Consider the following 12,130-nt stretch of genomic DNA (forward strand, 5'->3'; position numbering starts at 1 on the left):
GTCGACGAGACGCACGGCGTCCGACTAGGTGGTCGGCCCGTGCTGCACCGCGCGACGACCGACGGCGACGACCGCGACGTCGTCCTCACGGCCCGCGTCGTCGAAGGCGGAGACGAGGCGTTCGCACATCGTCGCCGGGTCGACCCCGGCGTTCTCGGCGGCCAGCAGGGCCAGCCGGTCGAGGGCGTCGGGCAGGGAGGCCCCTCGACGCTCTACGAGCCCGTCGGTCACGAGCACGAGCAGGTCGCCGTGCTGCAGCACGTCCTGGTGCACGGGCCGACCGTCCGGGTTCGGCAGGCCGAGGAGGCGTGAGCCTTCCTTCACCTGGAGCACCGTGCCGTCCGCACGGACGACGAGAGCGGGCAGGTGGCCGGCGTCGGTGATCTCCACGGCGCCCGTCCGGGGGTCGAGCACACAGACGCACACGGTCGCGTACTCGGTGTGGTCGCAGCGCAGCGCATCGTTCAGGAGGTTCAACGCGTGCTGGGCGTCATGACCTTCTCGGAGGTAGGCGCGGAGAGTCACGCGCACCTCTGCCATCACCGTCGCCGCGCGGAGCGAGTGGCCCTGGACGTCACCGATGACGACGGCGACCCGGCCGTCCGGGAGGTCGAACGCGTCGTAGAAGTCCCCGCCCACGTCGAGGCGCGCGTCGGAGGCGTCGTACCTGGCGGCCACCTCGAGGCCGCTCACCTGCAGGCTCGACGGCAGGAGGGCGCGCTGGAGGGCGAGCGCGATGCGCTGCTCCTCCGCGAACGTCCGCAGGTTCGAGAGCGCGACGGTCGCGGCCTCGGCGAACCGTCCGACGGCCGCCTGCTCCTCGTCCGTGAGGCTCTTGTCCCCGTCCACGACCTGGATCCCGAGACCGCCGACGAGGGCACCGCTGCTGTCGACGAGCCACATGGTCCACCACTGCGACGGGCTGATCCCGGCCTCCTTCAGCAGGGGGAGCCACGGAGCCGGGACCTCGTCCGCGCCGAACATGGCCGGGTTGACGTCGCCGGGGGCGAGGACGGCCGACGGCCCGCGGCCACGGACGAGTGCGGAACCTTCCGTCACGCAGACCGAGCGCAGCACGAGCCCGGCATCGGCGACCACCATCGCGACCACGGCCCGGCCGAGGACGGCGCAGGCGCCACGGGCGGTGTGGTCCACGACGGCCTCGTACGAACGGGCCTCGTGCAGGGGGACCAGGGCGTTGGTGAGCGCTTCGAGACGGCGTGCCGTGCGCCCCGCGCCTCGCTGGGCGTCGTGGCGTCGGCACAGGGCGCTGATGGTCGCGATGAACTCGTCCCGGTCGAGCGGCTCGGGCAGGTACGCGTCCGCGCCACCCTCCAGACCGGCGGTCCGGGAAGCGGCGTCGACGGCCGTCGCGGACACGTGCAGCACGGGGATGTGGGCGGTCGACGGTTCGGCCTTGAGCCTCCTGCAGACCTCACCGCCGTGGATGTCCGGCAGGTTGACGTCGAGAACCATCGCGTCGATGTGCGGGTTCGTGCGGACGAGCGCCTCGGCACCGGTCGCCGCCTCGATCACCTCGAAGCCCGCACGACGGAGCCAGCTCGACATGATGTACCGGTGCGCGGCGGTGTCGTCGACGACGAGCACGGTGTGGGGGGAGGTCACCGGGCCTCCTTCGCCCGCCGCAACGTCGCGACGAGGTTGTCACGGGAGATTCCCGCCTTGGGGAGGAAGAGGACGCCGTCGAGGTCGTCCCGCACCGGCAGGGACGCGCTCGACATGAGCACCGTCCCGGTCGCCGGGTGCACCTCGCGGATCCTCGATCGGAGCGTCGGCCCGTCCGTCCCCGGGAGACGGACGTCCAGGAGCGCGAGGTCCGCCGCGCCGTCGTGCAGCAGGGCCAGGGCGTGCGACGCGTCGTGCGCGACGCTGACGCGCGCGGCGTGGCCCTGGAGCATCGCGACGATGACCGACGCGAACGCCCGGTCGTCGTCCACGACGAGCACGTGCCCGAGGTCGCCGCCCTGAGGGACGACCTCGGCGCGCGCCGGCCTGGACGACGCCTCGGACGGGAGCGACGGCAGGCGGAGCGTGAACACGCTCCCGACGTCCGGCTGCGACGAGGCGACGAGCGTCCCACCGAGCGCCTCCGAGGTCCGCCGTGCGTACGGCAGCCCCAGACCTGTCCCGCGCACCGAGGGCTGCAGACGGTTCGGCACCTGGACGAACTCCTCGAAGACCGACTCGACGTGCTCCTCGGCAATCCCGAGGCCGGTGTCACGGACGTCGAACCGCACCAGGTCGCCCTCGTTCGCCGCGCGGAACTCGATGTGCCCCTCGTCCGTGAACTTCGCCGCGTTCGCCAGGAGGTTGCGCAGCACCCTCGCAGCGAGACGCCGGTCCGTCACCAGGACGAGGTCGGGTGGGCAGGAGGTCCTGAGCGTCACCCCGGGCCGGAGGAGAGGGAGGGTCGTCCCCTGCAGCTCGTCGAGCAGCCGGGCGACGTCGACGGGTGCCGGCTCGACGTCCTCGTGGCCGGCCTCTGCCCGTGCGAGGTCGAGCAGCTCGTCGACGAGCTGGAGCATCGTCGTGGCGCTCTCCCGCAGGTAGGTCGCCTGCTGGGCCTGGTCCGCGTCGAGGTGGGAGTCGGCGAGCAGCGACGTCAGCCCGAGGATCGAGTTGACCGGGGACCGCAGCTCGTGGCTCACGTTGCGCAGGAAGCGGGTCTTCGCCTCGTTCGCGGCCGCGAGCTCGCGACCGCGCTCGTCGAGCTCGGCGTAGAGGGCGACGACCCCCGTGTTCGTCTCCTCGAGCTCGGACGAGAGCTGGTCGTACATCGCCAGCACCCCGCGGTTCGTCTCCTCGAGCTCCTCGTTGAAGCGCCGGAGCTCCTCCTTCTGCTGCGTCAGCTCGTCGAGGGTGCGCACGAGCTCGGTGTTCTGCACGCGCAGCTCGTCCAGCGCGTCGGCGACGTGGGCCGCGGCCGTGGACCGTCGGACGCGGGCGAGCGAGGCCTCGTCGACGCGGGCCGTGACGCTCAGCAGCTTCGTGAGGACGACCCGGGTGCCGGTCGGTTCGATCTCGAGGTCCCGGACGAGCCGCCGCGCCGCCGGGACGCCACCGTCGCTCGAGTCCCCGTCGAGCACGAACGCGACGTCGGGGGTGATCTCGGCGCGGAGGGTCGCCTGGGGTGTGCCCGGGACGACGGCGATGACGACGTCGGCGGTCCCGGTGGCGACCGCTGCTCTGCCCATCTCCGACAACGCGGTCGCGACACGGACCTGGTCCTGGACGTCCAGCCCGAGCTGGCGGCAGATCTCACGGCCGGCGCGGCGCAGGGCGATCACGTCGGCGTCGGAGCGGAGCTGTGTGGCGAGGATCGGCATGGTCAGGTCTCCGACCACGTGACGGGCAGCACCGCCACGCAGGAGTCGTCGGGGCGCACCGCATGGTCACGCAGCAGGACGCCGGCGACGACGAAGGGGGATCGGGCGGCGAGGCCCGGATAGTCCGCGAGCGACCAGCGGTTGGTGAGTCCATCGCTGTGCATCACGACGACGTCACCCCGCTCGACCGGGTACGTCGTCTCGCGCAGCTGGCGCGTCGGCACACCGGCGATGCCGGGGTGGGACACCAGGCCACGAGCGCGGTCGCCGTGGACGGTCCCGGAGATGTTGCCGAGGCCCGCGTAGTGCAGCACACCATCGCTCACCTGGGCGATCGAGACGGCGGCCCCGCGCGTTCCGGACAGGGCGCGGTGCACCCGCTCGAGGAGTGCGACGGGCGATCCCGGGGGAGCGTCGAGGAACGTCCGTACCGCAGCACCGGAGGCCGCTGCGGCGAGAGGCCCGTGTCCCAGGCCGTCCGCCACCATCAGGGTCGCGACACCGGCGTCGTGCCGGACGGCGAACGCGTCTCCGCACGCCTCCTGGCCGGTCATGGGTCGGGTCACGCCGGTCGGGCGACGGGGCCCTGCCACCGTGCCCCGCCCGGTGAAGGTCGCGGCGATGACCGTGCCCTGTCCGGGCGAGGTCCACGCGTCCCACGAGGAGGCGAGGCGGGGGACGGTGCCGAGCCCGATACCGAGGGTTCCGCGGGTGGAGACTCCGTCCTGCATGGCTGCGGTGATGTCTCGCATGCCGGGGCCGGAGTCGACCGCGAGCATCTCGAGCTCGGCGGCGTCCCCGGTCCGGCAGACTCGCACGAGCACCCTCCCGGACCCGGCGTGCTTGACCTGGTTGGTGGCCAGCTCCGAGACGACGATCCCGACCTTCGCCGCACGGTCCTCGTCGAACCCCAGGTCCCGGGCGACGACGCTCGCCGCACGGCGCACGCGACCGACCGCCGACGGGTGGTCCACGGTGTACCAGGTGCCGTTCTCGACGATGCTGCGGCGCTCGTCGACTCCGCTCGATGCCGTCATCGTGACCAGGTCGCGATCTCGACGCGCGTACCGGCCCCGGCCGCGGTGTCGATCGCGAAGTGCTGGACGAGCCGGCGCGATCCGGACAGGCCCAGGCCGAGCCCGCCGCCGCTGGTCCAGCCGTCCGTCAGCGCCAGGTCGAGGTCGGGGATGCCGGGCCCGTCGTCCTTGAACACGGCGCGCACGCCTGTCCGCGGGCCGTCGGTGACCAGCTGCACCTCGGCGTCGCCGCCGCCCCCGTACACGAGCGTGTTGCGTGCCAGCTCGCTCGCGGCCGTGACGAGCTTGGTCTGGTCGACCAGCGAGAGGCGCGCCTGCTGGGCGAGGGTTCGCACGAGCTGACGCACCTTGACGACGTCGGAGTCGGTGAGGATGGGCACGCGTTCGACGGTCGCCGTCGGGGTGCTCATCTCTCCTCGCGCTCAGCGGCCGCGAGGAGGATGTCCTCCGCAGACTCCTCGACCGTGCCCAGGAGCGCGAGGGCACGTTCGACGTCGAGCGCGGTGCGGACGTTCCCGAGGGAGAGCCCCAGCTCGACCATCGTGATCGCGACGGCAGGCCGCATGCCCACCACGACGGTCGTCGCGTCGAGCACGTGGGAGATGCTGGCGGCCGAGGCCAGCATGCGCCCGATGAACGAGTCGACGATCTCGAGGCCGGAGATGTCGATGATGACCCCGCGCGCTCCGGTCTCCGTGATCCGCGTCGCGAGATCCTCCTGGAGCTGCAGGGCGGTGTCGTCCTGCAGGTCCACCTGGATCGAGACGAGGAGCGTCGAGCCGATCTTGAGGACGGGAACGCCGTCGGTCACGCGGGCAGGCCCTTCTGACGTGCCCCGCGGCCTGAGCGGAGGGCGTCGACGAGGGCGTCGGCGAGCGTCGCACGCGTGCGGATGTCGCCGAACTCGATGCCGAGAGCCACGATCGTCTGCGCGATCTGGGGTCGGATCCCGCTGATCGTGCACTCGGCCCCCATGAGGCGTGCCGCGACCACGGTCTTGAGGAGGTGCTGCGCGACCTGGGTGTCGACGGCGGGGACACCCGTGATGTCGATGATCGCGTGCTCGCTGCCCGTGTCGACGAGCGTGTTGAGGAGGCGCTCCATGACCACCTGGGCGCGGGCGGAGTCGAGCGTCCCCACGAGCGGCACCGCGACGATGCCCTCCCAGAGCTTGACCACGGGGGTCGAGAGCTCGAGGAGCTGTTCGGCCTGTTCGGTGATGATGGACTCGCGGGCCGCGGCGAAGGCCTCGAACGTCAGGAGACCGAGCTGGTCGACGAGCTGCAGCAGCGGCACGATGTCGGTGTCGGGGGAGGCGAGGGGGTACAGGCCGTCCTTGAGGGCGAACAGACCGATCGCCGTCTCGCGCGGCGTGAACCCGAGCCGGGCGCGCACCGCCGAGACGTCGGCGAGGATGCCGCGGAGCTGGTCGAACGCAGCGTCCGTCACGACGGTGCCACCTGCCCGAAGTCCGTCGACCAGGGCGTCGAAGATCTCGGCCTGCTCGCGCTCGAGCTCACCTCGTGAGGTGCGACCGTGGAGCTCGCGTGCGGCAGCCTCGAGCCACACGCCGCGGATGTCGTCCGCGCGGGTGGCAAGTGTCTGGGAGAGGGCTAGGGGTGCAGCTGTGGCGACGTCGGCCATCGACATTCCTTCCATGTCTCTGCCGCCTGCTCAAGTTCTCCAAGCAGTGGCGAGGGCTCATTCTAGCGGGGGCGGACCGGGACTTTTCCACCGTCCAGGACGCCGGGCCTCGGAGCGTCGGCCACCGTGTCGCGCGGCGGGTTCAGTCGCTCGGTGCAGCGGATCGGAGCCTGTCGAGGAGCGGCTCGGCCGCCTGGTCGAGGAAGTCCTGCTGCCCCTCGTCGCCGACCTGGACGAGCGCGATGTCGGTGAAGCCCACCTCCCAGTACGCCGACACGGCGTCGACGATCGCGTCGAGGTCGGGCCCGCACGGGATCGACTCCGTGAGGTCCTCGGGCCGGACGAACGCGCTGGCGCTCGCGAAGGCCTGCGTGGTCGGGAGGTTGGCGTTGACCGGCCATCCCAGGCCCGACCAGCGGAACTGGTCGTGCGCCCTGGCGAGGGCGCGCTCCTGGTCGGTGTCCCAGCAGATGGGGATCTGGCCGATCTTGCGAGACGGTGGGAGGTCGGCCGCGTCGCGCGCCCGGTCCCAGGCGGTGACCAGGTCCGGCTTCGGCTCGGTGGCCACGAGGTGGTCCGCGAGTGTCGCGAAGGCAGCCACCGACTGCGCGCCCGAGACCGCGATACCGATCTCGACCGGGGCGGCGGGCAGGTCCCACAGGCGGGCCGAGTCGACCTGGAAGTACTCACCCCGGTAGCTCAGCAGCTCGCCCGTGAACAGCTCGCTGATGATGTCGACCGCCTCGACCAGCAGACCGTGCCTCTCGTCGACCGCGGGCCAGCCCCTGCCCACGACGTGCTCGTTGAGGTTCTCCCCGGCGCCGAGCCCGAGCGTGAAGCGACCGTCGGACAGGATCCCCAGCGTCGCCGCCTTCTGGGCGACCACGGCAGGGTGGTAGCGGATCGTCGGGCACGTCACGTACGTCATCAGGTCGACGCGCTCGGTCGCGTGGGCCACCGCACCCAGTACCGTCCAGGCGTACGGCGAGTGCCCCTGGCTGTCGAGCCAGGGGAAGTAGTGGTCGGAGGACACCTCGAAGTCGAAGCCGGTCCTCTCGGCGGCCACCGCATAGTCCACCAAGGCCTTGGGCCCGGACTGCTCGGTCATGAGGGTGTAGCCGAATCTGGTCATGCTTCGATCCTCGCGCCGGCGCTGGAGCCTCGCACCCCGGCCGCAGCCCTGCGCCGTCGGCCTCCACGGGGCTCAGCGGGTCCGGTAGCGCGCGTAGATCAGACCGCTGTCGAACGCTCGCTCCTCGACCAGCTCGAGATCGAGGCGCACGCCGTCGGGGAAGAACCGCTCGCCACCGCCGACCACGCTCGTGGTGACGAACAGGTGGTACTCGTCCACCAGGCCGGCCCTGATCGCCTGGGCTGCGAGGTTCGGGCCGTCCACGGTGAGGTCGTGCTCGGACTCGGCCTTGAGCCGGCGCACCGCCTCCGGGTCGAAGGTCCGCTCGATCCTGGTCCTCGCGCTGGACACCGCATCCAGCGTCGTGGAGTAGACGACCTTCTCCGCGGCCTGCCATCCCCGGGCGTACCGGACGATGAACGGCGGTGCGTCGGGGTCGGTGTGCGCGGTCTCCCAGAAGACCATCGTCTCGTACATCCGCCGGCCGTAGAGGTAGGTGCCGACGTGGCGAAAGACGTCGTCGATGAAGGTGTGGACCTCCTCGTCGTCGGCGCCCACGCCGAGGTCGCCCTCCGCCGCCTCGGCGTAGCCGTCGAGCGAGGTGATCATCGAGTAGATGAGCCGTGCCATGCCGTCTCCTCCGGGTGTGAGCGTGTCGACCGACGACGGCCGTGCAGGCAGTGACCTCGGCACGGGGAGGAACTCATCGGTCGGACGGGCTTCGGCAGTGGGCGCCACCCACCTGGCCGTCGGTGCCGGTCACCGTGCAGCACGAGGCCCGTACGAGCACCGCGACCGTCCACGGCACCCCGGTCCACCCGCTCGACGGGCTCGTGCCGGCACGGACGGGCAAGGTCCTGCCTGCGAGCTACAGGCCCGTCGTGCTCACACCGTGCTCTGCCTGTTCTGCGGTGTATCCCTCGAACCTGAGCTGCTCGATGAGTCCGGAGCGTGAGAAAGAGGTGAACTCCAGGTAGTTCGCCGCGCTGGCCGCGGCCTGCGCGTTCCAGTCGACGCCGCCTTCGGTCTCCAAGCGGGCGATCGCGAACTCCGCATCCGGGGCGCTGAAGCCTTCGAACTCCAGCTGGCCGGCAAGGCCGGAGCGGGAGAAGGCTGTGAAGTCGAGATAGTTCACGGCCGATCGATAGGCATTCTGCTGGGCGACCGAACCCTGCCGGGCGGCCTCGGCGGCGGCGGCCTCGGCAGCGGCTGCCTCGTCCGCCAGGCGCTGCTCCTCCGCGAGGCGGTCCGCCTCGGCCTGGGCCGCAGCCGCCGCGTCCTCCTCGGCCAGACGCTCAGCCTCGGCGGCCTCTTCGACAGCAAGGTCTTTCGCGGACTTCTCGTCGTCCTGGGTCTGTGTGGCGGCACTGTCCGCGACGGGCTCGTCGGGATTTCCGCCGCCGCCTCCGCTCAGAGCGGCAACCAGCACGATGAGCAGAACCGACGCTGCGCCGATTCCGGTGAGAATCTTGTGGCGGGCGAACCAGGAATTCGTCGTCGGCATTCCCGTGAATGGTGGAGGAGGAGGTTTCGTCGGTCCTGTCGAGGCGGACGGATGCCCCGGTGCTTCCGCGAAACCGTCGACGGAGTCCTCGACCCAGAACTCCCAACCCTGTGGCGCTGGCTCCCACGAGGGATCGGGCTTCCAGCCTGGCGGAGGTGTCCATCCAGCCGGGGGCGGGGGCCAGTTCGGCGGGGAGGTGTATCGCAGTGCCATGGCCACTCCTCTGGACATTCCGGTACATCAGTTTGAGAAGTCTGGCACGGTGAGAGGTCGGGGTATATGGCGAGGGACGGCGAACCGCCGGTGCGGCGGGTGAATTCGGAGGCCCTGAGGGAATCATGGGGGTGGAATGCCGTGCGAGCGCCCGCCTGCATTGGCAGACCGCAGGTAGTTGGAGTGAAACCTGGCTGTCGGATCGCGTGTTGTGACCAGCTCGTCGGTGATGCTCGTCCGGCCCGGACGCCTCCGCGGGATGCCGGACCGAGGGGCACAGCACGGCACCCCCGTCGCCACATAGGGCGGCCGGGGTGCCGTCACTGCAGGGAGCTCGCGACTACCACCGCGAGCACCGACGATCAGAGGTCGTAGTACAGCTCGAACTCGTGGGGGTGCGGACGCAGACGGATCGGGTCGATCTCGTGCGTGCGCTTGTAGTCGATCCACGTCGCGATGAGGTCCTCGGTGAAGACGTCGCCCACCGTGAGGTAGTCGTGGTCGGCCTCGAGGGCGTCGAGGGCCTCGCCGAGGGAGGCGGGGACCTGCTGGATCGCCGCGTGCTCCTCGGGGGGCAGCTCGTAGAGGTCCTTGTCGATCGGCTCGGGGGGCTCGATGCGGTTCTTGATGCCGTCGATGCCGGCGAGGAGCTGTGCGGCGAAGGCCAGGTACGGGTTGGCCGACGGGTCCGGCACGCGGAACTCGACGCGCTTGGCCTTGGGCGAGGAACCGGTGACCGGGATGCGGATGCACGCGGAGCGGTTGCGGGCCGAGTAGACCAGGTTGACGGGGGCCTCGTAGCCGGGGACCAGGCGGTGGTAGGAGTTCACCGACGGGTTCGTGAAGGCGAGGAGCGAGGGCGCGTGCTTGAGCAGGCCGCCGATGTACCAGCGGGCGAGGTCCGACAGGCCGCCGTAGCCCTTCTCGTCGAAGAACAGCGGCTCGCCGTCCTTCCAGAGCGACTGGTGCGAGTGCATCCCGGAGCCGTTGTCACCGAAGATCGGCTTGGGCATGAAGGTCGCGGACTTGCCGGCCTCCCAGGCGACGTTCTTGATGACGTACTTGAACTTCATCAGGTCGTCGGCCGCTGCGGTCAGCGTCGAGAAGCGGTAGTTGATCTCCTGCTGGCCGGCGGTGCCCACCTCGTGGTGCGCGCGCTCGACGTCGAGGCCGACCTGGTCGAGGACGGCGCACATCTCGTCGCGCAGGTCCGCCATCTGGTCGTTGGGGGAGACGGGGAAGTAGCCACCCTTGTAGCGGGTCTTGTAGCCGAGGTTGCCACCCTCCTCGACGCGACCGGTGTTCCAGGCCGCTTCCTTGGAGTCGAGGTGGTAGTACGACTCGTTCTGGCTCGTCTTGAACCGGACGTCGTCGAAGATGTAGAACTCGGCCTCGGGGGCAAAGAACGCGGTGTCGGCGATGCCGGTGCTGCGCAGGTACGCCTCGGCCTTGAAGGCGACGTTGCGCGGGTCGCGCGAGTACGCCTCGTCGGTGAAGGGGTCCACGATCGAGAAGTTCACGATGAGCGTCTTGCGCTTGCGGAACGGGTCGACGTAGGCCGTCGTGACGTCGGGGATGAGCTTCATGTCCGACTCGTGGATCGCCTGGAAGCCGCGGATCGAGGACCCGTCGAACATCATGCCGTCCGTGAAGGCGGACTCGGCGAACTGCGAGATCGGGATGTTGAAGTGCTGCATCACGCCCGGCAGGTCGCAGAACCGGACGTCGACGAACTCGACGCCTTCGTTCTGGGTGAAGGCGATTGCCTCCTCCGCGTTCTTGAACATCCGTAACTCCTTGGTAGTGGGTCCTCTGGCCGTACCTCCAGTGGCGCCTCGAACCTAGGCCTCAGGGGTTTCCCCACCGTGTACCGAGTGTTTCGTCCGTGTTACACAGCGGCGGGCTGTGTGACATCGGCGCGACGGCGCACGACGGCGGGCCCTGTGCGGGCCTGGTGGGCCTCCCTCGACCGGGACGAACCGGTCGGGCGCCGGAACCCGCCTCACCGCCACGTAGGCTGGTGCCGTGGTGTCGCGTGAAGATGTGGGTTCCTGGCTCGAGGGTACGCCGACCGGCGGGGAGAACGGTCGAGGCGGTCGCCTCGGCCTGCCGTCCGACGGTCCCGGTTCGTTGGCGACGGTCGGCCGTCGTGCGGTCGCGCTCGTCGTCGACTGGGTGCTGTGCCTGCTCATCAGCTACCTCGTCTTCGACGCGAACTCGATGGCGACGCTCGGCGTGTTCGCGGTCGAGAACCTGCTCCTGGTGAGCACGCTCGGCTACACGGTCGGTCACCGCGTCATGGGCCTGCAGGTGCGGGTCCTGGGCGGCGAGGGTCGCATGGTGGGCCTGTGGCGGGCTCTGGTGCGCACGGTGCTGCTGTGCCTGGTCGTCCCGGCCGTGGTGTGGGACGGCGACGGTCGCGGCATGCACGACAAGGCCGCCGGCACGGTCATCGTCCGCGCCTGACGCGTTCTCCAGGTACGCACCGGCAGGCATCGGCAGCACCGGCAGGTGGCACCCGTGCCCGACGGCGCCGCTCGCCTCGGCGCAGGGCCCGCCTCAGCCCTCGCCCGCCCCGGGTGCACGCCAGACGAGCGTGTACCGCCAGTAGAGCCGGCGGCGCAGCCGTGCGCCGGGCAGGATCTCCCGTGCTGCCGTACGCAGCTCGGCGTGGCTCGTGGTGACCTCCGCGATCGGCGAGCCGTGCTCCCACTCCCCGCGGCGCCGTCGGGCGATCTTCGCGGCGGGGACGCCAGCCGCGCTGACCGCCCAGTCCCAGGCCGTGCGCGGCCGCGTCAGCCCCACGACGGCGAGCGTCCCGCCGGGGGCGACCAGGTCGCGCAGGCGCCGCAGTCCCGCGTCGAGCGGGAGGTGGTGCAGCGTCGCGACGGTCGTGACGACGTCGAAGGGCTCGGCGAGGCCGGGGAGCGGGTCCAGGACGTCGCCCGCGAGGTAGTCGAGGCCGGTCGGGGAGCCCTCGGCGGCGCGGCGCGCACGGTCCACCTGTTCGGGGTCGAGGTCGAGCCCCAGCACCTCGGCGGCTCCGGCGGCGCGGAGCCGTCGCGTCAGGAGCCCCTCGCCGCAGCCCACGTCGAGCGCGGTGCGGGTCCCGGGACCCACGAGCCGCGTCAGGACGGGGAAGTAGTGGGTGCTGTGGTTCCAGTACGGGTCGCTCACGGGGGCCTCCTTGCTGCGCCGACCCCGTCGTCGGCGCGGGACGGGGATGCACGACGGCCCGCCCGGCGCCCGGGGG

At 71.0% G+C, this 12,130-nt stretch carries 12 protein-coding genes; 1 reads left to right on the forward strand and 11 read right to left on the reverse strand.

Features of this window, described 5'->3' with window-relative positions; genetic code table 11:
* Nucleotides 1–24 precede the first annotated feature (24 nt).
* From H9652_RS20325 to glnA, 10 genes are all read right to left on the reverse strand, one after another.
* Nucleotides 25–1,626 (reverse strand): SpoIIE family protein phosphatase, encoded by a 1,602-nt coding sequence (locus tag H9652_RS20325; RefSeq protein ID WP_191796494.1) that lies wholly within the window; start codon nucleotides 1,624–1,626, stop codon nucleotides 25–27.
* Nucleotides 1,623–3,347, reverse strand: a complete 1,725-nt coding sequence (locus H9652_RS12210) for an ATP-binding protein (RefSeq protein ID WP_191796495.1) — start codon at nucleotides 3,345–3,347, stop codon at nucleotides 1,623–1,625. The genes H9652_RS20325 and H9652_RS12210 overlap by 4 nt, the downstream gene beginning before the upstream one ends.
* Nucleotides 3,348–3,349: 2 nt before the next feature.
* Entirely contained in the window at nucleotides 3,350–4,384 is a 1,035-nt protein-coding gene (locus tag H9652_RS12215; protein ID WP_138824208.1) for an ATP-binding SpoIIE family protein phosphatase, read from the reverse strand.
* Nucleotides 4,381–4,794: an ATP-binding protein gene (locus H9652_RS12220; RefSeq protein ID WP_191796496.1), complete on the reverse strand. Its 414-nt coding sequence runs from the start codon at nucleotides 4,792–4,794 to the stop codon at nucleotides 4,381–4,383. The genes H9652_RS12215 and H9652_RS12220 overlap by 4 nt, the downstream gene beginning before the upstream one ends.
* Complete coding sequence (locus H9652_RS12225) at nucleotides 4,791–5,195, reverse strand: STAS domain-containing protein (protein ID WP_051703261.1); 405 nt, start codon at nucleotides 5,193–5,195, stop codon at nucleotides 4,791–4,793. The genes H9652_RS12220 and H9652_RS12225 overlap by 4 nt, the downstream gene beginning before the upstream one ends.
* Complete coding sequence (locus H9652_RS12230; RefSeq protein WP_191796497.1) at nucleotides 5,192–6,028, reverse strand: STAS domain-containing protein; 837 nt, start codon at nucleotides 6,026–6,028, stop codon at nucleotides 5,192–5,194. The genes H9652_RS12225 and H9652_RS12230 overlap by 4 nt, the downstream gene beginning before the upstream one ends.
* Nucleotides 6,029–6,170: 142 nt before the next feature.
* Complete coding sequence (locus H9652_RS12235) at nucleotides 6,171–7,160, reverse strand: TIGR03557 family F420-dependent LLM class oxidoreductase (RefSeq protein ID WP_191796498.1); 990 nt, start codon at nucleotides 7,158–7,160, stop codon at nucleotides 6,171–6,173.
* Nucleotides 7,161–7,232: 72 nt separating this feature from the next.
* On the reverse strand, nucleotides 7,233–7,790 hold the full coding sequence (locus H9652_RS12240) for a dihydrofolate reductase family protein (protein ID WP_191796499.1): 558 nt from the start codon (nucleotides 7,788–7,790) through the stop codon (nucleotides 7,233–7,235).
* Nucleotides 7,791–8,028: 238 nt separating this feature from the next.
* The gene (locus tag H9652_RS12245; RefSeq protein ID WP_191796500.1) at nucleotides 8,029–8,664 is read right to left on the reverse strand and encodes an Ltp family lipoprotein; all 636 of its coding nucleotides are present in this window, start codon (nucleotides 8,662–8,664) and stop codon (nucleotides 8,029–8,031) included.
* Nucleotides 8,665–9,239: 575 nt separating this feature from the next.
* Nucleotides 9,240–10,664, reverse strand: coding sequence for a type I glutamate--ammonia ligase (glnA, locus tag H9652_RS12250; RefSeq protein ID WP_138824214.1), 1,425 nt, complete (start codon nucleotides 10,662–10,664; stop codon nucleotides 9,240–9,242).
* A 238-nt stretch (nucleotides 10,665–10,902) separates the two neighbouring features.
* Between glnA and H9652_RS12255 the strand changes: the two genes are divergently transcribed.
* Entirely contained in the window at nucleotides 10,903–11,343 is a 441-nt protein-coding gene (locus tag H9652_RS12255) for an RDD family protein (protein WP_191796501.1), read from the forward strand.
* 93 nt (nucleotides 11,344–11,436) lie between these two features.
* Here H9652_RS12255 and H9652_RS12260 read toward each other — a convergent pair whose 3' ends face one another.
* Nucleotides 11,437–12,054, reverse strand: a complete 618-nt coding sequence (locus H9652_RS12260; protein ID WP_191796502.1) for a class I SAM-dependent methyltransferase — start codon at nucleotides 12,052–12,054, stop codon at nucleotides 11,437–11,439.
* Between the last annotated feature and the right edge of the window lie 76 nt (nucleotides 12,055–12,130).

Origin of the sequence: Oerskovia rustica, assembly GCF_014836555.1 — a bacterium.
Lineage (GTDB): Bacteria > Actinomycetota > Actinomycetes > Actinomycetales > Cellulomonadaceae > Oerskovia > Oerskovia rustica.